Here is a 26,002-nt window from a genome sequence, read left to right as displayed (position 1 = left end):
AGCTCAAAATTTGTAAAGAACTTAACAGACTGGCAGAAGAAATACATTAATTCTCTGGCGTAGGTGCAGTGTTATGAGAAATTTAATTATATTCATCAATCTACTGTTAGTATCACAGTTTCTTGGTGGGATTCCTTTAATTGCTTTAGCACAGTCATCGTCTCAACCATCTCCCAGTACACAACCAAAGCCACCAACAGAAACAGAACCACAGGTACTTGTCTCAGAAGTCGTAGTAAAAGGCACAACTGAAAATTTAGAAGATTTAGTTTACAAAACAATTAAGACTAAACCAGGTAAAAAAATTACGCGATCGCAATTACAAGAAGACATCAACGCCATTTTTGCCACAGGTTGGTTTTCTAACGTACAAGCTGAACCAGCCGATACTCCATTAGGTGTACGTGTAACTTTTGTTGTCAAAACTAACCCTGTTTTAAAAAAGGTAGAAGTAACTGCTGTATCTAAAGCTTCTACGATACTATCGCCACAAGTCGTTAATAGTATTTTTAGTAAAGATTACGGTAGCATCTTAAATTTAAATAAATTGCAAAATAATATCGCACAGTTAAATAAATGGTATCAAGATAAAGACTATGTCTTGGCGAATGTAGTTGGTACACCACAAGTTGATGATAATGGTGTTGTTAAACTAAAAGTTGCTGAAGGGGTAATTGAAGATATCCAAGTTAAATTTGTTACAGACGACGATCAAGAAATAGATAAAGATGGTAAACCCATTGAAGGGAAGATTCCTGCAAAATTAATTATAGAAGAGTTTAATATTAAACCAGGACAAATATTTCTAAAATCAGTAGTCCAGAAAGAAATAAAACATTTATTTGATTTTGGCTTATTTAAGAATGTAGAAGTTGCTCTTGATACAGGCAAAGATAAAAACAAAGTCATTGCAATTATTAAAGTTAAAGAAAATGAACTAGCTGAGAAGCTAGGTGAGAAATTTTTTGTTAATCAACAAGCATTCAATAAAGCCCAGGCTAACAAGGATGAATTAGGAATTGCGAATGCCGCAAACAATATTGCTAATATTTATGTTGACTTAAAAGAAAAAGATGATCAAAAAAAAGCTATTCCTAAATATCAAGAAGCCCTGAAGATTTTTCAGAAAAAGCAAGATTTAATTGGACAAGCCAAAGTTTTTAATAACTTAGGTAATACATATAATAAAATTCAAGAAGATAAACTGGCAATTGAAAATTACAATCAATCACTTATTCTGTTTCAAAAACTACAAATGCCATTTTGGGAAGCTTTAACTTTAAATAATCTAGCACTAAATTATCGAGAACTAGATGAAAAAGAAATGGCGCTGGGAATATATACCAAAGCACTAAAAATGTGGCAGAAGTTTAGTAAAAATCCTAATATAGCTAAAATTGGAGTTAACAAGTCAGACCAAGATTCTAAATCAATTAAAACCAGTTCCCTATATTTTTCAATTGCTACATCTAGTACTCAAGGTACCAGTGGAATTTCAGGCGTACAAATAGGTAACAGTGAAACTTTAAAATACTTGCCTCTTCCAGATGTGCGTTTTTGGGAAGCAGAAACACTTTTCAATATTAGTGGTATTTATCAAACTTTTGCCGATTATCAGCAGGCTTTGTATATTTTCAGTGATGCCGAAAAAATTTGGGGAACTATTAATTTTGATAAAATAGTTGACACTCTTCAATTAGAGGATAATAAGAACACTAAGAAGTCATCTTTGGCTTTATTAAGAATATTACCAGAGCTACCAAAAATTAGGTTATATAATGAAGTAAATAAACCAGAAGTAACAGCTAATAATCTTAACAATTTCATCCTAAAATTGACTTCGCTACTATCTAATACAGAACCCGAAAACAGTGCATTTTTATCGTTTTTTAATTTAGCTTTAACATCAGAAGAAGATGGTAATGACAATAATAAAATTTCTGAAAATATCTGGACAAATTTTAGACCATTGCTAAAAGATTTTCTACGGGAATTTAATCAAAATCCTAAACAACCTTATTCTCAATCTATTAGTAATTTATTATCTGCTGCTGATGCTTATTTTTCCAAAGATAATCAACAAAAATTAGAAGCGATAAACATACTAGAAACAGAATACCAATCTTTAGAAAAAGCTTACCCACAGTTTACTCAGTTTTCTGGTTTCGTTATCTCTTACTTAGGTAAAGAAAAGGGTAAAGTCTTAACTGATGTAGGAAGAAATACTGAAGCTGTAGCAGCGTACCAAAAAGCTTTGTCTGCACCACCATTTCTTGGTGTTCCCTTAAATAACGATAAACAAGAAATACTATATTTAATTGGTAAATCTTATTTAAACAATCGTCAATATCAGCAAGCAGAAGAATTTTTTAACAAATCATTAACTGAAGCCCAAGCCAATAAAAAAAATATCCAAAAAGCTGATGTTTACTTAGGTTTAGCCATGTTAGAACGCGAACGTGGCAATTTTCAGAAAGCACAAGCACAAATAGAAAAAGCAATTGCCACGATTGAATCAGAAGGCGCTCAAATTGAGAATGCTGAACGAGAAGGAAAAGATAAACCCGTACTGAGACAAACACCGTATAGGTCTTATACTAGTTTAGCTAAATATTTAGAATCAAAACAAAATTATTATGCGTTTTATGTAGATTTATTAATGAGATTACATCAAAAAAATCAGCAAGCAGGTTATGATATTCAAGGTTTTCAAGCTAGTGAACGCTCTCATGCTCGCAGTTTGTTAGCGATAATTAATAGAACAAATCAAAGTTCAAGATTGAGCAAACAAAATAAAAAAGAATCAGATGCGCGGGCAGTTGAATTAGCTAAACCAGTGGAAATTAAGCAAATTCAAAAACAAATTTTAGATGATGACACATTACTTTTAGAATATCTATTAGGCGAAGAGCATAGTTACTTATGGTTAGTTAGTAAAACTGGTGTTAGCAGTTACCAACTACCAAAGCTTTCTGAAATAGAACCTTTAGCCAGAAAATTTTCTACAGCAGTTTCTTCACCAAATCCATCATTGCGCGATCGCCAATTATCCCAACAGTTGAGTCAAATACTTTTGGGACAGGTTGCGAATCAACTAGGACAAAAACGCTTATTAATCGTGGCTGATGGCATCCTCCAATATATTCCTTTCAACGCTCTCCCTCATCCCAACTCTCCAGCGGACAAACCCGAACCTTTACTGGTTAAACATGAAATCGTTGGTTTACCCTCAGTTTCTACTCTGGCTGTGATTAGAAATAGGCAAAACTCTCGCAAACCCAGTAAAAGTTTAGCTATATTTGCTGACCCAGTTTTTAGCCGCAACGATGAACGATTAAAATCTCGCTTAACCAAGTCTAACGATGAAGAACTCTATGAGCGATTACCCGGTACACGCCAAGAAGCTGACGAAATTCTGTCGTTATTTCCAAATTCGCAAAAATTGGTCAAATTCGACTTTGCAGCGAATCGTCAAGCAGCTATCAATCCAGAGATTAGTCAGTATCGCTTTGTGCATTTCGCTTCTCACGGGATTCTCGATAGCCAAAGACCGGAAAGATCAGGTATGGTCATGTCTGTAGTGAACGAAGTAGGGGATGTCCAAAGAAGCTTGTTATCTATCCCTGATACTTTTAACCTCAAATTATCTGCTGACTTGGTAGTATTAAGCGGTTGTCGTACTGGACTAGGAAAAACTATTAAAGGCGAAGGTTTAGTCGGACTCACAGGCGGTTTGATGTATGCCGGTAGTAAAAGTGTTGTGTCTAGTTTGTGGGACGTAGCGGATGAAGGTACGGCATTGTTGATGTCCAAGTTTTACTCGGCAATGCTGCAAAAAGGCTTAAAACCCTCATCTGCACTGCGACAAGCCCAACTAGAGATGTGGCGAGATCCTCAATGGAATGCACCTTATTATTGGTCTGCGTTTGTCTTTCAAGGGGAATGGAATTGAGAAACTAAGACAAAAAGGCAAAAGTAAAAAATCAAAAGGAAAAAGTAAAGAATAGCGATATCACAAGCCTTTTAGTAATTTCTTATGGTCTGTTTATTTACGCCGACCTGTACTAGGGAAATCAGAGGAGATAAAGTGCTTGTAAACTTGAACGAAGTTTGAACACTATTTCTACTGACTTTTGACTGCTGATGTTTATTGAGGTCACAAGTAAAAGTTAAATTTCTATTAAAATATGTCAATTGTTAGCAGATGTAGCAAACTCTACTAAATTTTGGGAGGAAAACCGTTAACTTGATGAGAGCCGTAAATGTAATTCAGGCTACCTTCACATGCGACTAGAACAGTTGCAAGCTTTTTTGGCGATCGCAGACAGTGGCAGCTTCCAACAAGCCGCCCGACAATGTGGTGTCACTCAATCAACTATCAGCCGCCAAATTCAAGCTTTAGAGGCTGATTTGGGTGTGGAACTGTTTCACCGCAACACTCATGCTAAATTAACCTTGGGCGGGGAACGTTTATTACCGCGTGTCCGCAAGATTTGTCAGGAGTGGCAAGTTGCTACCCAAGAATTAGTAGATTTAATGGCGGGGAAGCAACCAGAATTGTGCATTGCTTCGATTCATTCTCTTTGTGCTTCTTACTTACCGCCAGTATTACAAAAGTTCTGCCGAGATTATCCCGAAGTGCAGTTGCGGGTAACATCTTTGGGGAGCGATCGCGCCCTGAAGGTTCTCAAAGATGGTTTAGTAGATTTAGCGATCGTCATGAATAATCGCTTTTTAACCACCGGTAGGGAAATGGTGGTGGAAGTTTTATACGAAGAACCAATCGAAGTCCTCACCGCCGCTAATCATCCTCTCGCCCAATATGAACGCATTCCTTGGTCAGAATTGGTGCGTTATCCCCAAGTGGTATTTAAAGATGGTTATGGAATGCAACGGTTAGTCCAAGATAAATTTGAGCGTTTAGAAGCAACACTCCATGCGGCTTTAGAAGTAAATACTTTAGATGCGTTTCGGGGTGTGGTGCGTCAAGGCGAATTAATTGCCTTACTCCCGACTTCGGCGTTAGTCGAATCGCGTCACGATACAACTTTAGCCGTGCGTCCTTTAGCTAATAACCCTATAGATAATTCTGGGTTGACTCGCCGCGTCGTTATGGTCACAACTCAAGACCGCCTGCAAATTCCCCCGATTAAACATTTTTGGGAACTGGTGTTAGAAAATATTCCGCCGCAATCAAAAGAACAGCGATCGGCTTCCTGAAGTATGATTAGTCAACAGTCCATAGTCAATGATCAATAGTTTGTACCATTGACAAATGACCCGTGACCAAATATGAGCAATATCTTCAGGGAACTACTAAAAAAAGTAGGCAGTGGCAATCACACAGGGGAAAATTTAACTCGTGCGGAAGCTGCGATCGCTACTAAAATGATGTTGCTGGGAGAAGCCACACCAGCCCAAATCGGCGCATTCTTAATTGCCCACCGCATCAAACGACCAACGGGCGAAGAATTGGCAGGAATGTTAGATACATACAATGAACTAGGGCCAAAACTCCAGCCGATAAACGCTACATCGCCTGTGATGGTGCTGGGAATACCTTATGATGGCAGAACCCGCACTGCACCCATTAGCAACGTTACAGCTTTAATTCTCGCGGCGGCTGGACAGCCTGTGGTGATGCACGGTGGCGATCACTTACCAACCAAATATGGTTTACCTTTAATCGAAGTTTGGCAAGGTTTAGGTGTCGATTGGACTGCTTTATCTTTACCTCAAACCCAGCAAGTTTTTGAACAAACCAAAATTGGCTTTATCTACACACCTCGTCATTTCCCCTTAACTAACAGTATTTGGGAATACCGCGACCAACTCGGTAAACGTCCACCATTTGCCACAATGGAATTAATTTGGTGTCCTTATGCGGGTGATGCTCACTTAATTGCTGGGTTTGTTCATCCACCCACCGAGGGAATGTTTCAATCTGCATTAGAGTTAAATGGAGTAAGAAAATATACCTTGATTAAAGGCTTAGAAGGAAGTGGTGACTTACCGCGCGATCGCACCGCAATTATCGCCTTATCTTCATCCCCAGATTTAGCCAGGTTATTTCTCTCGCCCCATGATTACGGGTTTACCACCAAAAATGTCCCTTTAGGCACCACTGAAGAATTAATCACCCAAATTCAAGATGTTCTCGCCGGAAAACCAGGGGAATTAATGCAAACAGCTTTATGGAATGGGGGATTTTATCTCTGGCGCAGTGGTATTTGTTCAGATATGACATCAGGTATCGCCACAGCCAAAGAACTATTAACTAATGGTGTAGTCGCGGCTAAATTGCAAGAATTGAGGCAAATAGTTAATTCCGCTTCCCAGAATGCCTCTCCCTTACTCCCTGCGACCTCAACATACAAATCAAATGCTTAACAAAGCGATCGCTTGTCCTGTTTGCCAAAAAACTCTCACCACCGCACCCCCAGACTGCAATCAATGTCAAAATTACTTCCGTCAGGAAGTCACAAAAATACCATTATCTCTAGTGGATTTAACACCTGCAAAAGTCAAGGGAGAGGTTGATGTAGTTGATTCTCAGCCACTACGCACTGAGTTATTTCGCTTACCAATCATTTCTTTTTTATACGAGCGACTCTTACCGCCAATTTGGGCAATGGGGTTACGTAATCGAGGCGGGATTGATACGGAATTTCAGCAGTGTAGCGAATTTTTTGGTCAAAACTTAGGCACTGTGGCGGATATTAGTTGTGGTACAGGAATTTTTGCCCGCCGTTTGGCTTTATTGCAGCAATGTCAGCAAATTATTGCTCTGGATTATTCAGAGACAATGTTAGGGCAATTACAACAAAAAATCCTACAAGATGGGATATTACCATCTCAAATCGCCATTATCCGAGGCGATATCACCGCATTACCCTTCGCGCCAAATTCTCTCGATGCTGTTTACAGTGGCGCGGCTATGCACTGTTGGCCTGATGCCACAACAGGAATTCGCAATATTTATCAAGCATTAGGTAGTGGAGGTAAATTATTTGCCACTACATTTCTCCAACCATTACCCAGCATAGTGTTTCGCTTCTTCACTGCCGATGAATTGCAGCAAATTGCGATCGCCGCAGGTTTTCATCCAGACTGTGTACAGGTGGAAACTCGCGGAGTATACGGCACGCTCAAATGTATCAAGTAAATTAATCACCAATAGATAACACCAGACCTTCACAGGCTAGTAAACCTTGGGCAAAAGTGGCTTTCACCTCAGTTTGCACCTGATCCAGAAAATCATCCTCATCATCGGGATGGTGATGGGAAATCACTAATTTTTTTACTGCTGCACTTTGGGCTACTTCTACAGCTGCTTGCCAGTGTACATCTGTCGATTCGTGGCTGTTGGCGGTTGGCGGAACGTAAGTAGCATTCGCAACCAGCAAATCTACACCTTTTACTAGTTGTAAAATCTGCTCTTGATCTACAGGATCAGCATTTTTGGTTAAATCGGTGACGTAGGCAACACTTTTGTCCTGCCAGGAAACTCGGTAGCCTATAGAACGCTGTGTTTGATTAATCGAGGCTGTGGTGATTTTGACATCATCTAGCTGCACATCACTACCAGGAATCACATTATAGAAATGCAATTCCGACTGCATTACCTGGAGTGGATAGGGAAAGTGCGGCTGTAACATCTGATCACAAAGGCACTGTTTAATCGAAGCACTGTTAGAAGCAGCCGAACCATAAATATGAAAGCGGTTTTCTGGGACAAACGCTGGTGCAAAAAATGGAAACCCTTGAATGCGATTTGATTGAGAATTGGTAAAAAATAAATGTGCTTCTATCGGCTGTTGCAGTTGTCGCAAAGATTTACCGAGAATACGTAGACCAGTTCCACCATCAAAAATCAAGCGTTTACCTGCTACTTGTATTTCTACACAAGCAGTATTCCCGCCATAGCGATCGGCGTTACTAGCTGGGGTGGCGATTAAACCTCTGACACCCCAAAACTGCACAAAAAATTCACCCACGGAACTACTAGCGGTTGTAGTTGCGGTTTCAGTTACGGAACTTTGGAAATCCGACGGCGCAAGATTTGACATTTTTCTGACAATTTAGACCTTACTGAGCAGGTCATCGTAGTGCCGCACTTCTAATAGTCGGTTTTTTTCGTCCACAATGACTACCGTAGGAGAGTAATTTTTTAACTCTTCCAAAGAGAACTGCCCGTACGCCATTATAATCAAGCGATCGCCCACAATGCCTAGACGTGCCGCCGCTCCATTTAGCTCAATAATTCCCGAATTGGCTGGAGCCTTGATTGCATAAGTAATAAAGCGTTCACCATTGGCAACATTGACGACTTGCACTTGCTCGTAGGGTAGAATACCAGCCTTGTCTAACAACATTTCATCGATGCTGATACTACCTACGTAGTTAATATTCGCCCCAGTCAGGGTGCAATTGTGTATTTTTGCCAAAAGAACTGTACGCTGCATTTAGGTTTGAGATTTTTGTGGCTAGATGTGCAATCTGCAATTAACAAACTTTTAATTTTGTGATTGCCTGAATCTAGTATAGGAAAGCAGGAGACAGTCTTGATGAATTTTTGATTCAGTGCTATTGAGAAGTTAGGAGTGAAAATCATTACTCCTAACTTAGCAATAATTATTTAGCAGCTTGGATGCACTTTTCTACCAAAGCTGAAACTGTGCCAACATCTTGCCAACCAAGAATTTCGGTGACTTTCTTTTCCAAGTTTTTATAACTGCGGAAAAATTCAGCAATTTCATCTAAACGGTGTGGCGCTACATCGTTGAGAGATTTGACATGGGTATAGCGTGGGTCTTTGTCTGGTACACAAAGAATTTTCTCATCGCGATCGCCACCATCAATCATCTCTAACATACCTATTGGGCGTGCAGCAATGATACAACCAGGAAAAGTTGGCTCATCGATAATCACCATCCCATCCAGAGGATCGCCATCATCAGCCAAAGTATTCGGCACAAAACCGTAGTCGTAGGGATATCTTACCGAAGAATAAAGCACTCGGTCTAGGGCAAAAGCGTCCAGTTCTTTGTCATACTCGTATTTATTCTTGCTTCCACCTGGGATTTCAATCAGAACGTTCAGAATACCCGGTTTTGGTTGAGCAGGAATACGGGATAAGTCCACAACAAAACTCCTTGGCTAACAGTAAATTGGGGATGCACTCTGTTTAGTTCCCCGTGTAGAATTTTATGGCCAAGATGTACTTCTGCCCAAAGTATTTTCTCACACACCCTGAACCCGACAATGATGATTCTTCCATCCGAGGGATGTGTCAATACTGAAAAAATGACTAATCTAAAAGTAACATTTAATCAGTAAATAATAGAATTATGCCATCTCCAAAACCATTGTATGGTACAGAACTAGTAGACTGTGCCAGAGCAAATGCCAAGCAAGGAATTGAAACTGCTGCTTATCAATGTGGCTATGGCGATGATCTTAATACTTTTGCCCAAGAACTCCGACAAGCTTGTGAACAAATGAATTTACAAGTCAAGGAATTAAGTGAATTAATTACTGATCAAGATATGCTCCTCGAAATAGGTACTGGTGAAATTATTGCCCCAGATACAGCTTCTGAATTATAAACACAGCATCCTTGGAGATGTATCTGATATAGATTTAACACATCTTCTTTCTTATCCTGTTCCTTGGTCGCCGAGCGGAGTCGAGGTGATAATCTCGATATGATTTATGGTGCGATCGCCCTTCACCACCGTTAAATCTTATACCATTTCCCAAAATTGCTGATACAAATCACTTCCATCGCCCCTCTGCTTCCGGTCGCCGAGCGTTCGCGCAACGTCTCCGACAGGAGACGTCGAGGTGATACTCTCGATATGAGTTATGGTGCGATCGTCCTCTGCCACAATTAAATCTTACGCTGCTTAATAGGTTGGGCGGGATTACCGGCATAAATTGTCATCGCTTCTAGAGAACGTCCTGTAACTCCACCCAAAGTCAATACAGCACCCTTCCCAACAGTTACTCCAGGGCCAATTACTGACTTAGCAGCAATCCAACTACTTTCTTGAATGTGAATTGGCGCAGTCATTAATTTAAAATCGGGATGACTCCAGTCATGGTTCCCCGTGCAGAGATACACACCTTGAGATATGCACACATGGCTTTCAATCGTCACATTCGCTAGATTATCAATCCAAGCATCTTCTCCAATCCACACATGATCACCAACAACTAGCCGCCAGGGAAACTTCACCCGCACACCTGGTTTAATCCGCACATGCTCACCTATCTGCGCTCCAAAACAGCGAAGTAACCACACTTTTAACCCCGAAGCAGTCAACCACCGATTCTGCACTAACGCAGAACCCAGGAAATACCACAACACTTGTTTCCATAAAGGTGCGCCAGGAGTATAAGTACCAAGAGTGTAATTATCTAACCGCATATATCAAGCTAAGCAATGGTTGATGAAAAAATAGGTATGACCAAGGAAATTAAACTGTAAGTTTTTCTCGTTCTGTAGTTTTACCAAATATGGAAATAGCTTGAGGTTCAAATGAGTTGTCTGAATCAGACATCAAGCTAATTCAAGCTCAAATTACCAAAATTAAGTCAAATATGCTGTTATTTAACGCTTTAATAGTTTGATTGCCATTCTCATAGTTGGGACTGATTATCTTCTCGAACCAGTCTACCATCTGCTTGCATACACTATAGAATATAGCAGTTCTAAATTAAGTTACTAACGAGTCTATTCCCTAATCTCCAGTCTTTCGTTGGCAAATCAAATAGATAGCAATAACTCCAGTTGAACTGTGTGTTACCGATGGTGAAATTCTTCAGGTTGATATCATTAATTTAAATTTTATAATTTTACTTGAAAAGCCTACCAGAAGCACATATAAGATTTTTGAATGCGATTAAATTAACGTATATCCACCAAGATTGGCTTGACGATATGTGAATTTATGGTAAATTTACTCAGGCAGAATATGAAGTATTCTGATTTAGTGAGGAGGTACCCTTGATGACTGTTCTCAAAATTTGCTTAATTCATGCAATCTTGTGTGCAACGCAGCTCTTAATAACTAAGAGCCAAGTTTTTTCGTTAACTTAACTGCGTGTTAGTCGCAACTTAAGATTGTGTGTTCAGTTTATTCTCAAGATAAGCTCTAGAGCTTACTTAGGGAAGCGATCGCCCAATAGCTATTTAGTGTTCATTTCTCAATACTTCTAAATTGTTAGATAGAAGTTATGTTCCCGATATAAAGACAATCAGGCTAAGAGGTTCTATGAAACTTTTCAATGACCTTGTGACAGTAGCAGAATCAACTGCTCCTGTTATTTCTGTTGCTTTTCTTAGCTCTATTTTAAGTTATGGAGTAAGTCTCGTTCCAATAAATCAAAGCAACAACAAGTGTGTTCAGAAATGGAATTTTAGTTTCCATAAATTTCCAACAAATAGGCAATTGACGCAAAACACAACTCCACTGCAGCATACCAAAGCTAGTTTGGCCATGAAATCGAGCGTGTGTAGCTCAGGGTCAAATAGCCTTGCTTACAGTAGAGGAACGCTCTTGGGTGGTGCTGATACAAAGATGGGTACCGCCAGAACAAGCTTTAGTGTGACAGCAGTAAATAACAATTGCTAAATAGTTATGAAGAAATTTAAATATATCAAATTTTTCCTACTCGCTGCACTGACGCTGCTGTTGAGTTTATCTAGCACCATAATTCATGCCCAAACCGCACCCCTAACGGTTTTCACAACTCAAGTTCCTAGCACTTCCCAGAATGATAGTCCCTATGAATTAGGGATGAAATTCCGCAGTGCCAAAGACGGGCAGATTAACTCAATTCGTTTCTGGAAACCTGCCAATGAGACAGGGGCGCATACTGGCACAATCTGGTCAGAAGGAGGAACTCTCCTGTCTAGTGTTACTTTTGCCAATGAGACTGCTTCTGGTTGGCAGCAACAGGCTTTGAATACACCACTAAATATTCAGGCCAATACAAACTACGTAGTCTCTGTCAATGCTAATACTTCTTACCCAGCTACGAATGGAGGGATGACTAACTCCATCGTCAATGGAGATTTGAGTTCAGTAGCAGGTAACAATGGGGTGTTTAACACCGCTGTAGGTGCGTTCCCCACTAATTCTTACCAAAATACAAACTATTTTCGTGACATTAGTTTTGTTGCTGCTACCTCATCAACAACATCAAACCCACCAACAACATCCACTATTCCAGCAAGTGCTATTGCACCTTGGCCAGTATTTCAACGTGTAGATGCTCTCAAATTCTCTTCCCGTGTTGGTTTGACGACAGTTTGGGGAGATTATAACGAACGCAGCGATGACCCAACTTCCGTAAGATACATTGATCAGAGTCAAGAACTGTCAAACACCGCAAATAATAACTATGCGGTGTACAACAGCGTTGACTTAGGTAGTGGTGTAGATACGTTGATGTTCCGCATCGCGTTAGCCTCTGGAAGCAATCCCGTTGAAGTGCGTTTGACCTCTCCAAGCGGGACTCTTGTAGGAAGCTGTACTATCAACAGTACGGGTTCTGTGACAACCTACCGGACTGTTTCTTGTCCTTTAAATAGCAGCCTAGCTAGGGGCGTGCAAAACCTAGTTATCAGGTTTCCAGGAACTAACAGTGCTATGCGCTTTAATTGGTTTGCCTTTTGGGCGCAGAATACGAAGCAGACAATTGACCAGATTCAAAAAGCAGCATCCACTACGATGGTCAATAAGGCTGCACCTGTTGTAGCAATTTCTGGCAGACCAGTACGGACACAGGCTATGCTTCCTGGAAGTTCTGAGATACTGGCTAAGTCCTATGGTTTGTGGTCTCCTGGAAAATCATGGGAATGTCCTAAATGGATGCACGATACCTATTGGGTGAAAGCTGAGGATGGTAGAGTTTATCCTACATGGCATCCTCCTACGGATTTCAACCCGGAAACAAATGCTTATTGTACGTATGGTCATGAGCATGGTGATGATCCACGTAGCTCAGAGGTATTTTCTATTAACGGTATGCCAGCTTTCGGCTATGTTAATGAACAGCAGTCGCTCTATGATCCTGCTAATCCCAGACATGAAGACCACTTTGGCCACAAGGTTTTTGTTGCGAATAACTGGAATCTCTACAATTTTAATAACAGCAGCCAAACTACCAGCTGTGACGTAGTTGTGAAACTACATATGGGTTCACATTCTCCAGACGCACTCACAAATACTGCACATGAGATGTTTGTGTCTGGACAATGCAGTGGTCTACAACCTTTCAATTTAAAGCAACTGGCTTTGTTTGGTGCGCCTGGATACTTTAAAGAACCTGAATCGCTATATTGTGATACAACCCTGCCTTCTGGGATTACGCCATTACCAAGTAACCAACCAACAGGAGGCGTTCATCGTGCTATTCCTACTAAGGATTGTTATAGCCGTGGTACCGTAGATGAACAAGCCTCAACAGTTATCAAAAGAACATTTGAATACTGGTTGACGGGTATGGCTGGTGGTGATTTCTACTTTAGAGTTACGAATCCTGCGCGTTTTTATGATGCTTCTTCTACAACAAAAATTGGTCGGACAGTGGATTTGTGCAGTATTTCCACTCATCCTCTTGCTCAAACCTTGATGTGCCAAGAAGTTCTGGCTGCGGGAGCAGTTAACAAAGTAACGTGGGATGAACCCCGTTCGTTGTTCCGAGGAACAGTTAACGTAGAGAGTCACTTTTCAGCTCTTAACTTTAGTAATTCTCCATCTTCTGTAGTGTATACAGACGCTTATGGTAGAAATACTAGAACATCACCTAATCCTAGTCAGGGAATTACTCTCAAACAGACAGTTCCTGTTCAGGGATTCAATTATAAGGTAGACGGTCAAGCCAGCCTCTTCCCATCAGTAGACTATTCTGCAGAGGGGAGAAATGGTGTAAGAGCGCCTAACTAATAAAAAATTACAGCTAGAGAAAACAGTCTGTGGTATTGCACACAGGCTGTTTTTTGTGGCAATGAGGTAGGGAACACAGAGAGTCTGAGGACAGATTTTAGGGCGTGTTTTCAAAGTCAGCAAGGAATTGTTGTAATTATGGTGTTTGGGTCAACTTAACTTCTCTGTTTCTATCAGACGAATGGATAGAAGAATTTCCGCTAATACTCGTTGGAAAGCATAGTACCAACCTTGCCAACCATCTAGAACGCCACCTTTAAGAAATAAGCAGTAAAATAGAATGATGAAGGGGGCGAGAATTTTCTGTTTACGGATGCGATCGCCCCAACTCAATTGATGGATTGGTGTTGTCAATATTTTCTCTGCTTCAGTAAGCATATAACGATCTTGCGCCCAAAACCAGCGACTTAAGGATTTGCGATCGTCATGGTGGACATAACCTGAAAGCATTGCAGATTTACCTTTTACCAAAACTCGATGAGCGTGACCATCATCTTGGTAAATAGCTTTTTCTTTCTTGTAGAGTACCTTACGGGGTGGAAGCAACGTACCACGTAGGGGTTTGCCAAACACACAATACTTAAATCTAGTGGTAAAGCTATCTATATCTGAATCTGCTGGTATTGCTTTAATTTCATGAATTAACTCATCAGTTAATATGTAATCAGCATCTAGTGAAAGCACCCACATGGAGGTAATTTTTGTCAAGCCATAATTGCATTGACCAGCGAAGGAATCAAACTTTCTTTGAAATATTTTTACTTGGGAATGGTCAGCCAAAATTTCTAGAGTTTCATCGGTGCTATAGCTATCAATCACTACAATCGTCTTTGCCCAAGTCAGTTGTTTAAGAGTGCGGGCAATATTTGGAGCTTCGTTATATGTGAGGATTAGTGGAGTAACTTCTTCTAGCATAAAATATGCAGTTATTTTAAATTATTTGCAGTAAATCGTTTATGATAAAAGCTTTTTATTTAGGTAATTAACACCTTGATTGCTAAGTAAATTCTTAAAATCATCGAGATATATACTTGCAATACGCTGATAACTAAATTCCGAGGCTTTACGCCTAGCTTTTTGACTCATCTCCTCTGCTTTTTCTGGGTTGAGAATGATTTTCTCCCAGGCAAGCGATAGATTACTGGCGGCATCTGTACTACGATGTTCAAAAAAGAATCCTGTTTCATCATCGTTGATTAAATCCTGAAAACAGTCAAGATTAGAAACGACGGGAATTAGACCAGTCCCCATTGCTTCCAAAGGTGCTACAGGAAATGCTTCTCCTTTTTCCGCAAGTGATGGATAGCAAAATATATCAGCTTCACGATAAGCTTGAGCTAGTTGTTGAATATCAAAAATAGGTTCTACAAACTCAACATTTAATCCTGTTGCTTTTATTTTTAGGGTACTTAGATATTGCTCACCTCCACCCCCTTGACTTTCTTTAAAAGGGCCGATAATTCTCAGTTTAACTGGAGCATACTTTTGCGTTAGAAGAGAAAATGCGTCCAATAATAAATGAACTCCCTTTTCAGGATGAAGCCTACCTACATACAAAATAACTTTTTCTTGTTGTTGATATGTCAAGCTAGTTGCTGGATGAAAAATATTAATATCTATAGGATTAGGGATAACTTTTGTTCGCGCAATGGCTGGAGAATATTCTTGGGTTATGGCTTTTTTAATTGCTTGTGATGCAGCAGTAATCAAGTCAGCCTTGGCATATAGACGATACTGCCCTTTAGGAAAGCGATTCGCATTAATAACAATTTTGCCTACTTGAGGACGCAGTGCAGCAAACACAGGCAACCAAAAATCGTTAATTACAAGAATATCGCTGGGAGGTAGTCTAGGAAATGTCATTAGAGCATAGACGAGATCCTTGAAGAGATCCCAGCGAATATCAGTGCTTTGGGAAAAACCACCCCGTCTAATATAGTTCACCCCATTAATCACCTCTTGCTGAGGCTGGCCTGGATAGGCTCTACATAATATGTTAACTTGATGACCTTTAGCAGCAAATTCTTCTGCCAGACCTTGCCAAAGGCGAGGAACAGAACCACCTTGGATAGCGGGAACTGGTAGCCAAGGCCCTGTAGCAATGGAAATAATCACAATCTTGTCTCCTTAATAGTTAGAAAATTGCACACAGATGGGAGGTTCACCACCACTGAGAATCCAATGGTAAAGGCTTGCCATATCTTTAGCAATCGCCTTCCAAGAGTATTTGGCCTGAACTAAATTTCTACCTTGAATACCCATTGCTTGTCGCTCACTGCTAGACATATTTATAGCGTCTATTAAAGCGTTTGTGAGTGCTTGCTGGTTATTCTCAATCCACCAACCACAGTTATATATTTCTAAGTCCTGCCAAGGAGCGCCTTTGGTGGTAATTACAGGTACAGCATAAGCTAGCGACTCGGCAATTGCAATGCCAAAATTTTCTGAGTGGGTGGGGAGAACGAATAAATCAGCATTACTAAGGGCGGAGGCTTTTTGTTGTCCCGATAGCATTCCTGTAAATGTGACTTGTGGTTGCAATTTTAAGGTTGCTGTTAGCTCTTCTAATTTTGCTTGATAGCCGATTAAGTCAGACCCAGCAATTATTAAATGCCAGTCGGGAAATTGATTTACTAATGTTTTCCAAACATATAGTAAGTTATCTAGACCTTTTTTGGGATGTATTCTCGATAGAAAAAGTAGCCAATTTTTGCCCGCTAGTTGGGGAAATCGGCTAACTAAAATCTCTCGGCTAGGTGGATTGTCAAGGTTAGGAATAGTAACTCCATTAGGAATTACGGCAATTGGTTGGCGAAAATTGAGTTGACGCAGGGAATTAGCTTCTTGTTGAGAAGTTGCATGGAAGGCGATCGCTTGCTGAAGATTCTGCTTTTCATACAAAAACCATGCAGGTAGTTTTTTAAACCAACTATTCCGTAATGACCAAGGCTCCAGCATTCCACGCGGAGAAATCAATAAGGGTAAATTATACCTTGTAGCTGCCTGACGAGCATAAAGGTTAGGAAACATCCAAATGCCATGATTATGAATTAAATCTAACTCTGTTGCTGCTAATTGGTGTAAAGCTTGACTAGCACTTGGTTGAAATCCTCGCAGTAATTTTGCTAATTTCGTGGCAGGATAGCTATGAACTTTGACGTTATTTGTAGAAACTTGTTGACCATGTTCCTGATAGTCAAGTGTGAATAAATGAGAATCAATATTTTGTTCTGATAATGATTGAGCCAGATTAGTTACCGAATAAGCAGGCCCGCCCACATCCTCGTTAATATTAGCAATCACATGACATACATGGAGTTGCTGGAAACCTTTTTTCATATGAATTTAGAGCTGATTCGTAAAGAAAATCTAAGGTTAAAGGGCGTAAGCGCCATATAGTTGTGGACTCGCAAGGATTATTGATTGGGGTTGTTGTGACTGAAGCAAATGCCCCAGAACGATTAGGGGCGGTAATTGTCTTGGATGAAGCACAGGAAAAGTTGTTCCAATTAGAAGTTATCTGGGTAGCTCAGGGGTACTCTGGTAGAAACTTTGCCAATGCAGTTCAGCAAGTCTGTGGTGAACGGGTGCGTGTGGAACTAATTGAATGAATCTCACAGACCTTTGAACAGTTGCCCAAACGCTGGATTGTTGAGCGAACATTTGGATGGCTGAATCGATTTCGGCGTTTGAGTAAAGATTATGAAGTGTATTCAGAGGTAAGTGAAGCCATGATTTATGGTTCCTTACTTCGTCTCATGGTTAGGCGATGGGCTATTTAATATTTACTTTATGAATTAGCTCTTAGCTTGTTATTTTTTCAAAAATATATTGATTGATTATTGAGAAACTTTTTGCCACCAATACTTTAATAATGCCAGACTCCAACGACGATACCAAATTCCTAAGTGTATATCTTTATATGAATCTAATCCAGTAAAGCATTCATGCCATTCATCTTTAATCCATTCTTGAAAAGGAAAAGAAAAACCTCGTTTTTGTTTGTTAATCACCCAATCAGGTAATTCTGGTATAGATTCAATTAGTAACTTTTTTTGCGGCATTAAGCGCAGGTTACTGGGTATAGAAGCAATAGTTTCTAGTAAAACTCTGTCTACTAGCGGCACTCGCAATTCTAAGCCCCAGGACATACTCATTACATCACTGTCTCTTAATAGCTGATTAAGCATATAGCCGCTAATTTCTAACCAACTAACTTCATCTTCCAGGGAAGGTAGAGACATAAGTGAATGCTGACGCTGACGGAGTGGTAAATCTTTTTCTGGAAGGTATTGATGTGCGATTCTGCAAGCTTCTTGATGAGAGAATATTCCTCGGAAACTACGATAAGCAGCTTGAACATTTGGAGTATCTTGTAAAAAATCTCCTATTCTTCTGATTTGGGCTGAGTTACCCCAATATTCTAAGCCCATACCAAGACCGATATTTAGGGGAGAAAATGCTTTAACTTTTTTCCCTAAGCGCACCATTTTGGGAATTTTTTGGAAGGAACCATAACCGCCAAATAATTCATCTCCTCCTAAACCAGAAAGTACAACTTTTGTGCCGTCTTCTCGTGCTAGTTGGGACACACAAAAGGTATTAAAACCATCTACGCTTGGTTGGTCAATTGTTTCTAAATATTTAGGAAAGAGGGCTTTACCTAAAGAAGATGTAATGGTGAATTGTGTATGCTCAGTATCAAATGTATGAGCTATTTTTGCGGCAGTTTCTCCTTCGTTCCATTTTGATTCTTCAAAGCCAATGGAGTAGGTTTTCAGGATACCAGTTTGGGTTTTACGTGCTAAGGCAACTACGGTGGTAGAATCTATACCACCGCTAAGAAATACCCCTACAGGTACATCACTGACAAAGTGATGTTCAATAGAATCAATTAATGCGTTTCGGACTTGTTCACGCGCTTGTTCTGGGGTGATTTCTTCAGGAGTAAAATCAATTTGCCAATATTGTTTTTGGGTCAATTCACCACCTTGCCATTGCAGATAGTGACCAGCATTGAGGCAATGAACTCCGGCAATTAATGTGTGTGGTTCGGGAACTGAACCATTAGTTAAATAACCATACAATCCTTCCATACTCAAATTAAGAGCAGGTTGACGAGAGGCGAGAATTGCTCTAAGTTCAGACGCAAAGATTAATGCAGAACCAGATTGCCAATAATAAAGGGGTTTTATGCCTAAAGGATCACGAGCTAAAAAGCAGGTTTTCTCTAAGTCGTCCCAAATGGCAAAGGCAAACATACCGCGTAGATGCTGAACACAGACATTCCCCAATCTTTGGTACAACTTTAAAATAACTTCTGTGTCTGTTTGCGAATTGAATTTTTCACCTTGTGCAATCAAATCGTGCCGTAGTTGTTGAAAGTTATAGATTTCACCGTTAAAAGTAATCCAGTAGCGACCGTCAGATGTGGACATGGGCTGATGTCCGGCAATACTGAGGTCGAGAATGGAAAGACGAGTATGAGCTAGAGCAGCTTGTCTTTGTGGGGCTATAAAAATACCCGCATCATCAGGGCCACGATGTTGCAAAGCAATTTGCATTCGCTGAATCGTCTGTTCTAATTGCTCTTGATATTGATTGACTGTAAGAATGCCTGCAATGCCACACATATTTTAAAATTTGGTATATAAGTTTTAATTAAAATTTGTAATTAATTCAAATATTAAAATAATAAAAGAAAATTATAGATATAAAAATCTAATTCTTTTTTTGGATTTTTCCTATTTTGAATGTGGAAATTCACCAGTGAAACTAAGATAAGGTGGGGAATGTCCACCCTACAGCCAAGAAAATCTAAAATGCTAATTATCTGCGTTTATCTGCATTCAATTCTCCCAATCTCTGAACAGATTTTAACCTTGAAACAATACTGAATATCTAGCTTACAACAATTAAGTCTGAATTTTTATATTAGGGTAAAAAAGTGTTAAATTTCTGCTTTAAATTTGATTGAAAGCTGGCAAATCCATATATATCAATCACAGAATTTCGTAATTCATCTGGTTGATAAATTAAGGAATTGGGATATTTCTGGATGAGAATGTCAGTTAGTGTTTGAGCGATCGCCTCCATATCATCAGGATTAACCAACGCCCCTAATTTACCATGACACAGGGCATCTATAGCACCGTCTTGATTACCTCCTAACACAGCTTTACCACAAGCTAATGCTTCTAAATAAACGATGCCAAAGCCTTCTCCTTTGCTTGGCATAGCGAAAACATCGCAGAGGTTGTAGTAATCACATAGCTGTTCATCAGGGACAAATCCCGCTAGGGTAACGCAATCTTGCAATTGTAGCTGGGCTATGAGTTGTTCAATTCTTGGTCTATCACTGCCTTTACCAACAATTACATAGTGAACGTCAGGAAGGGATTTACGAATTTGGGGAATTGCTTTTAAAACTTGGTCATAACCTTTGTATTGCTCACCTGCGCTTAATCTGCCTACAGTTAAGATAACTGGTTGTGCCGGCTTAATGTTGTGTTTTGCTAACAAATAGGCGGGTTTAGGCGCAGGTTGAAAACGTCGAGCATCAAAGGTATTGGGTAGGACGGTGACTTTTTGGGGATTGAGGTTTTGTTCTTTGAGCAGGCGATCGCGCGTGTAAGCACTAACGGCTAAAATTAAATCGGCTTCCCTCAAAGCTGTTTGTACCGCCCGATTTTGCAGATTCCAGGCTTCGATACCGTGGGCTACTACCCAGTATGATATCCCCAAGAGACGCTTGAGGATGAAGGCGGCGATCGCAAAATTTAGGTGAGTGGCTAACACCAAATCCGGTCTTTTAATTAAACCATTGCCAACAAGCTGTGCTGCAAATAAGGGTGTACGGACTTTCGCAGGTAAACCACCAGCAAAATGAAATCGAGTTTGAGGTAAGTAGGTAATGCTAGGCGAAGTTTCCACATCATGTTTAATAAAAACTTCGTAGCCACTGTCAGGAAAAATATTTTGTAAAGCTTGAAATAAAAAAGCAGAATATATTTGGATGCCACCGTTAAAACTAAACAACTGAGGCAACCAAAGATGTATATTCATTGATTTAGATTGATTTGGCATATGCAAGTGCTTTCAGTAATCCCTGAGTTGCCTGAGCATAGGTGTATTTTGACACTATATTCCGGCTATTTTCTCCCCATTTTTGTAAACGTTGTCGATCTGCGAATGCTTCCTTCAGACTATGGGCTAAGGCTGACACATCACCAGCCGGAAAAATTAAACCGTTATCATAATTGTGAACTAGGTCTTGGGAACAACCTACATGATTACTCACTACTACAGGACGAGCTAAACACATGGCTTCATTAATTGCCAGTCCCCAGGTTTCTCCAGTACCGTAGCTGGGTAAAACGAATAAATCTGCCATTGTGTAGGTACGAGGCATTAATGTTTGGTTTTGAAAAGGGGCAAAGTAAATATGAGGGTGTCCAGCTGCGGTGTTTTTTAATTCTGTTTCTAAAGGCCCAGCACCCACAAATAACAGAGAGGTCTGAGGAATATTTGTTGATAAGAAAGCTTTGAGCAAATCCAAAGGACGTTTTTTATCTTCCAGCTTACCAGCAAAGAGAATTACCTGATGGTCTGGGGGAATACCTAATTCTTGTTTCCAGGCTTGTGCTTGATGGTTAACTATATCAGCTTGAGCTAAAAAGCGATCGTTATCTACTGCATGGGGAGAAAAAAACAATTGTTCCTCAGCTACCCGATGATAACGGAAGTAATCATAGTTGGCTTTACCTACATATAAGCAAGCAGCAAATCGACGATATATTTGTGTAATAAATTCTCGTCTAGCTAAAGCTTTGACCCCATACAAACCTAGCAGTCGGTGAGAATCTCCCCGAAATAACAAAGGAATTTGACGTTGATTCCAAGTCCACAATAAGCGATAGATACTAGCATAATTATAAATCATTAATAGTACCGCTTCCGGGTTAAATTTTTGAATTTGTGAACTTAAAGACGGATTTTGTAAACCCCAGAAATGATGTGTTCCAGGACTACTACTGATATTCGGAACAAATTCATAATCGTAGCCGTTTAATAAGGGGATATCCCATTGAATTGCTTGCTTAAAACCGAAATCTACTTGCTTGGTAACGCCAAAATTCCACAAGTAAAAAACCTTCACAGCTAAACCTGCTGTGTTAGCCAGATAATTAAACCAAGGGGAATAATATTGAATGGGATGGGAAACAACAATTGCCAGTTTTTTCATGTTTTAACTGCTCTCTTGTTTCATCATTTATAAACTGGACGTGATGTCTTTTGATTCTCCATCAAGACTAAAACCATCCCATATAGCACCATACCCGATTGAAATAAAGCAGAAACATAGACCCCAGCACTGTATTCTGACTGCAAAGAAAAGGCTAGTAGTAGGACAGAGAAAAGTGATTGGGCTGAAAGAATAGGTGCATTCATAGACCAGCGAGTAGTTCTACCATACACATTTCCTAATACTACTCCAAGTCCAGCACAGCCTAAAAGACCAAAATTGGCATAAGATTCAGCCAATAATCCCCAACCAATAGTAGTAGATAAAGTATCTTCTCTTCTTTGTAATCCATAATGAATACTTAAAATAGACGTGCCTTCATGGCTGCGAATTTTATTCGCATTCAAAAATCGCGGAATTAATAGCTGTGGGATGACGGCATAAGACTCACCATATAAATAAGGTATAGGTTCTGGACTTTTAGTTTGAGATAAAAGTAGCATTTGAATTACACTTGAACGTTCTACAAATGATGCTTCTTTGTCTTCCTTGGATGATGTAAATTCATCATCTTTTATCTGCATTTTTTGCAGGCTATAACCAATCCATTCGCTATACCAATTTCCATATTCCCAAGGTTGAACAAGGGTTATTCCCTTGCTGTTAAACCAATATTTATGACGCATCTCACTTTTACCTTGATGCAATACAGAAAGGCTGACAGCAACAATTAAAATAGCTATGATTGGCACTTTCTTCCGACCAATAATAAAGGCAGCTGTAGATACCATAAATGTAGATGCTGCGCCTACAACTACTAAAGCAACTGCGTCCGTTATCATGTAGGCAATCAGCAAAATTAAATATATTCTTGACTGAGTTTTTGGTAAGGTACGATTACCTAATTGATAGGTGAGTACGAAACTAGCGAGAACGGCTAGCCCTAAAACAGCACCCCGAATCGCCGAAAATATACCTCCATCTATTAACAGCCAGCCGCCATTTTTCGATAAGTTAAAGAGGACGGCTAAAACCATGATTAATAAGAAAAATAAATTGCCTTTTTTCCCGTTTAAGGCGCGATAGTGTTTAGGTAAAGGAGGTGGAGATTTTACCAAGTTAAACCAAACGGAAGTGCCTATGCCTAAAAACCCAGCAGCAGTTAGTCCGGCAAATAATTGGCTTTCTGGAGAATAAACAATGACTGCGGAATGATTAGATACTAAGGGTAAAGCATGAGTCCAAGTATATGTAAAAGCGAATAAGGGGAAAATCGGCATTCCAAAGGCTCGACCAGCACACCAAAGGTAACTCGGCATCAGTGCAGCTATGGTGAGGATAATAGCTGCTAATTTTGGTAGTATGGAAGTAGTTTCTGCCTGCATTTCAAAGAATAATAAGGCGATCGCAATCAGCCAAAATACCTTGAGTAACTGTCGTCTTTGATACCGTTCAACTTTGGGTAACAAAGCTAATGAAGGGTAGTTGCTGGGGTATGACTGATTCATAACGATTTTCTTTATCCTTGACTAGCAAGACACTGGTCAAAAATTTCGCACTGCTTCCTGGTCATTTCTCGCGCTGTGTAAGGTTTAAATGCTGACCAGTTAGTTTCCGGTATGTACCCGTGAGGTAGGGAAAGCAATTTTTGCAGGGCAGTGGTGACTTCGCCTAATAAATCCTCTGGTTGGCTGTTGCTATTAAAAGTTATAGCTTCCCCGGCTTGGCTTTGCCTGAGAATCTCTACTACAGAACTCTGTTGGTGGAAAACTGCCAGTATGGGCTTACGGGCTAGGATGCAAGGATACAGTTTAGAGGCTGTGTAGGTAGAGTCATTAGAACCAATGAGTAAGATAGCACTACTATCTGTGAGGACTTTGATGGCTTCAAAGTAAGGAATACGTACAGGATGTTCGGTGACTAAATCGGCTATACCAAGTTCTTGGGCAATTGGTTCAGCTGTTTTAATAGCATGTTCTTTGGGTGCATAGCTTGTCCCAATAAAGTGTAACCTAATTGAGTCCCATACTTGCGGATTTTTCAGGCGATCGCACTTAATCCCCAAGAATAAGCTTCGCAAAGCCAAGGCCATATCATCCCCACCTCGACCTACGTATACCCAGTGGCGTTTACCATCATCAGGATTAAAGATTGACTGCTGAACATCAAGTGCTGGAAGTGATGCAAAATCTTGTTCTGGCGCACCAAAGGGTAAAACCGTAAATTGTTCTGGACGTAAGTGAGAATATCGCTGTTGTAAGATTTTGGGATAGGCAGGTGAAACACTAATGATATGGCTTGCTGCACTCACACCAATAGGTTCTAGGAGTTTAGCTTGCAATTGAGAAAAGCCATACTTCAAACGCCCACCGGGAGGCCTTGCAGTTTTGGAATTTTGGTAGTAATCACTTAGCCAAGGGTCTTGGAAATCTAGAACATAAGGAATGCCAAAACGACGATACCAAATCGCCCCCAGAACCATTGCATCAAATATTGTTGTAGAAAAATATACTAAGTCAAACTTTTGCTCTCGCAAAAGACGATTACCCACAGCCAGTAGTTGGGGAAAAGAACGCCAGCCCAGACTACTCATCCCCAATCTGCGAGTTTTTTCGATAGATAATGCTCCTGTACGGGTAACTGGAATCTTTTGGGGAACTGTTTTTTCTAACAGTGGTTCGTTAACTCCAAAAACACAGTCTGGTCTCACTGTGAGAACATGAGCTTCCCAGCCAAATTCTTCCATATAAGGAAGAGACATTCGTATCCTTTGATGATCAGCCGCATTAATTGGGGGAAAATGGGGACTGACAATTAAAACTTTATAACTCACATTTGCACACCTTGCACCGTAGATAAAAAATTCTATTTTTCACTCACGAATAGTATTGATTACTTTTAATAGACAGCTATAATTTCTTCACATTCTTCTAAATTTTTATTACCGACAGGTTTGATTTTGTAACCTAATAAAGTTAGGAAATTAATACACTGTTGATGAAGTTCTACACTATGGGTTGCTAAAAATATAGTTGGATGAGCATTAATTAGCATGGTTTTAGCACCAGTAAGAACTTTCATTTCTGCTCCTTCTACATCTATTTTCATATAGTTGGGAGTAGGAATCTCCCCTGTAGCAATTAAGTTATCAAGGCTAACTGTTGCTACTTCCAGAGTACCTTTTGATGATAATTGTCCCTGAAAACTAGAGGAATTTAATTCAAAATAAGCAATGCCTGTAGTATCTGAAACAGCAGCTTCCATGACAGTAACGTTAGCTATACGGTTCAATTGCAGGTGTTGTTTGAGATATTTAACATTAATAGGCATTGGTTCAAAGGCAAATACTTTGCCTTTAGCACCTACCAAGGTGGAAGCTAAAAGTGTATAAAACCCAGTATGTGCGCCTAAATCAAATACAATACTTCCATCTGTAATAGTTTGCTCGAATAAAATTTGTTTATCATATTCATAGCTGCCTAACCAACAACCATGCTGACTAGAACCAGTGATCCAACGCTTACCTTTAAGTCTACCCTGGAGGATAGGTAAAATTGTTGTAGGAGGAATTAGTTTTAGTGGCAAACGCAAAACTTTTCCTAACAAGGATTGATTAGAAATTCCTGATACATTCATGGTAATTTTCACCAATAAAGGACATTAACTAGTAGGTTGAAAAACAATAATCGTGACTCTGATAGTTGATTTTCTAAGTTCGTTTGATAAAATTTAGGTAAAATATTCAATAGATAGGTCTTCTTAACCTTCTTAACAATGATTGACCTATCTTCTTTTACCA

General features: G+C 39.8%; 20 protein-coding genes and 1 pseudogene. 8 read left to right on the top strand and 13 right to left on the bottom strand.

What is annotated here, in order from left to right:
* Positions 1-73 precede the first annotated feature (73 nt).
* The 4 genes from H6G75_RS01765 (at position 74) to H6G75_RS01750 (ending at position 7,165) form a co-directional block, all read left to right on the top strand.
* Entirely contained in the window at positions 74-3,952 is a 3,879-nt protein-coding gene (locus tag H6G75_RS01765) for a CHAT domain-containing protein (RefSeq protein WP_190978279.1), read from the top strand.
* Positions 3,953-4,284: 332 nt separating this feature from the next.
* Positions 4,285-5,220 (top strand): LysR family transcriptional regulator, encoded by a 936-nt coding sequence (locus H6G75_RS01760; protein WP_190978278.1) that lies wholly within the window; start codon positions 4,285-4,287, stop codon positions 5,218-5,220.
* Between the two features lie 72 nt (positions 5,221-5,292).
* Complete coding sequence (locus tag H6G75_RS01755; RefSeq protein WP_190978277.1) at positions 5,293-6,390, top strand: anthranilate phosphoribosyltransferase family protein; 1,098 nt, start codon at positions 5,293-5,295, stop codon at positions 6,388-6,390.
* Positions 6,383-7,165, top strand: coding sequence for a class I SAM-dependent methyltransferase (locus tag H6G75_RS01750; protein ID WP_190978276.1), 783 nt, complete (start codon positions 6,383-6,385; stop codon positions 7,163-7,165). The genes H6G75_RS01755 and H6G75_RS01750 overlap by 8 nt, the downstream gene beginning before the upstream one ends.
* A gap of 1 nt (position 7,166) precedes the next feature.
* On the opposite strand, the gene H6G75_RS01745 is transcribed toward H6G75_RS01750, so the two are convergent.
* From H6G75_RS01745 to H6G75_RS01735, 3 genes are all read right to left on the bottom strand, one after another.
* Positions 7,167-8,069, bottom strand: a complete 903-nt coding sequence (locus H6G75_RS01745; protein ID WP_190978275.1) for an MBL fold metallo-hydrolase — start codon at positions 8,067-8,069, stop codon at positions 7,167-7,169.
* Between the two features lie 12 nt (positions 8,070-8,081).
* Positions 8,082-8,465 carry an aspartate 1-decarboxylase gene (gene panD, locus H6G75_RS01740; RefSeq protein WP_190978274.1) on the bottom strand — a complete coding sequence of 128 codons (384 nt, stop codon included), beginning with the start codon at positions 8,463-8,465 and terminating at the stop codon, positions 8,082-8,084.
* 169 nt (positions 8,466-8,634) lie between these two features.
* On the bottom strand, positions 8,635-9,144 hold the full coding sequence (locus H6G75_RS01735; RefSeq protein WP_190978273.1) for an inorganic diphosphatase: 510 nt from the start codon (positions 9,142-9,144) through the stop codon (positions 8,635-8,637).
* A 206-nt stretch (positions 9,145-9,350) separates the two neighbouring features.
* On the opposite strand from H6G75_RS01735, the gene H6G75_RS01730 reads away from it, so the two are divergent.
* Positions 9,351-9,608, top strand: coding sequence for a hypothetical protein (locus tag H6G75_RS01730; RefSeq protein WP_190978272.1), 258 nt, complete (start codon positions 9,351-9,353; stop codon positions 9,606-9,608).
* Between the two features lie 284 nt (positions 9,609-9,892).
* On the opposite strand, the gene H6G75_RS01725 is transcribed toward H6G75_RS01730, so the two are convergent.
* Positions 9,893-10,432 (bottom strand): WcaF family extracellular polysaccharide biosynthesis acetyltransferase, encoded by a 540-nt coding sequence (locus H6G75_RS01725; protein ID WP_190978271.1) that lies wholly within the window; start codon positions 10,430-10,432, stop codon positions 9,893-9,895.
* Between the two features lie 847 nt (positions 10,433-11,279).
* Between H6G75_RS01725 and H6G75_RS01720 the strand changes: the two genes are divergently transcribed.
* Both H6G75_RS01720 and H6G75_RS01715 read left to right on the top strand, forming a co-directional pair.
* The gene (locus H6G75_RS01720; RefSeq protein ID WP_190978270.1) at positions 11,280-11,639 is read left to right on the top strand and encodes a hypothetical protein; all 360 of its coding nucleotides are present in this window, start codon (positions 11,280-11,282) and stop codon (positions 11,637-11,639) included.
* 6 nt (positions 11,640-11,645) lie between these two features.
* Positions 11,646-13,958 (top strand): DUF4082 domain-containing protein, encoded by a 2,313-nt coding sequence (locus tag H6G75_RS01715; protein ID WP_190978269.1) that lies wholly within the window; start codon positions 11,646-11,648, stop codon positions 13,956-13,958.
* Between the two features lie 150 nt (positions 13,959-14,108).
* On the opposite strand, the gene H6G75_RS01710 is transcribed toward H6G75_RS01715, so the two are convergent.
* Genes H6G75_RS01710 through H6G75_RS01700 form a run of 3 tightly spaced genes read right to left on the bottom strand, consistent with a single transcriptional unit; the run spans position 14,109 to position 17,297 of the window.
* Positions 14,109-14,873, bottom strand: a complete 765-nt coding sequence (locus H6G75_RS01710) for a glycosyltransferase family 2 protein (RefSeq protein WP_190978268.1) — start codon at positions 14,871-14,873, stop codon at positions 14,109-14,111.
* A gap of 39 nt (positions 14,874-14,912) precedes the next feature.
* On the bottom strand, positions 14,913-16,073 hold the full coding sequence (locus tag H6G75_RS01705) for a glycosyltransferase family 4 protein (protein WP_190978267.1): 1,161 nt from the start codon (positions 16,071-16,073) through the stop codon (positions 14,913-14,915).
* Positions 16,074-16,085: 12 nt separating this feature from the next.
* Complete coding sequence (locus H6G75_RS01700; protein WP_190978266.1) at positions 16,086-17,297, bottom strand: glycosyltransferase; 1,212 nt, start codon at positions 17,295-17,297, stop codon at positions 16,086-16,088.
* Between the two features lie 32 nt (positions 17,298-17,329).
* Here H6G75_RS01700 and H6G75_RS01695 point away from each other — a divergent pair.
* Positions 17,330-17,740 (top strand): annotated as a pseudogene (locus H6G75_RS01695) (transposase); the annotation flags it as partial.
* A 57-nt stretch (positions 17,741-17,797) separates the two neighbouring features.
* Here H6G75_RS01695 and asnB read toward each other — a convergent pair.
* From asnB to H6G75_RS01665, 6 genes are all read right to left on the bottom strand, one after another.
* The gene (asnB, locus tag H6G75_RS01690; RefSeq protein ID WP_190978265.1) at positions 17,798-19,591 is read right to left on the bottom strand and encodes an asparagine synthase (glutamine-hydrolyzing); all 1,794 of its coding nucleotides are present in this window, start codon (positions 19,589-19,591) and stop codon (positions 17,798-17,800) included.
* A gap of 301 nt (positions 19,592-19,892) precedes the next feature.
* Positions 19,893-21,023: a glycosyltransferase gene (locus H6G75_RS01685; protein ID WP_190978264.1), complete on the bottom strand. Its 1,131-nt coding sequence runs from the start codon at positions 21,021-21,023 to the stop codon at positions 19,893-19,895.
* 4 nt (positions 21,024-21,027) lie between these two features.
* Complete coding sequence (locus H6G75_RS01680; protein WP_190978263.1) at positions 21,028-22,203, bottom strand: glycosyltransferase family 4 protein; 1,176 nt, start codon at positions 22,201-22,203, stop codon at positions 21,028-21,030.
* A gap of 23 nt (positions 22,204-22,226) precedes the next feature.
* On the bottom strand, positions 22,227-23,711 hold the full coding sequence (locus H6G75_RS01675; RefSeq protein WP_190978262.1) for a hypothetical protein: 1,485 nt from the start codon (positions 23,709-23,711) through the stop codon (positions 22,227-22,229).
* An 11-nt stretch (positions 23,712-23,722) separates the two neighbouring features.
* A complete protein-coding gene (locus tag H6G75_RS01670) occupies positions 23,723-25,036 on the bottom strand; it encodes a glycosyltransferase (RefSeq protein ID WP_190978261.1) in 1,314 nt (437 codons plus the stop codon).
* Between the two features lie 65 nt (positions 25,037-25,101).
* Positions 25,102-25,839, bottom strand: coding sequence for an FkbM family methyltransferase (locus tag H6G75_RS01665; RefSeq protein WP_190978260.1), 738 nt, complete (start codon positions 25,837-25,839; stop codon positions 25,102-25,104).
* Between the last annotated feature and the right edge of the window lie 163 nt (positions 25,840-26,002).

It is taken from the genome of Nostoc sp. FACHB-280 (assembly GCF_014697615.1).
Lineage (GTDB): Bacteria > Cyanobacteriota > Cyanobacteriia > Cyanobacteriales > Nostocaceae > Nostoc_B.
Note: the sequence above shows the minus strand (reverse complement) of the source record. Positions and strands in the feature narration are given on the sequence as shown.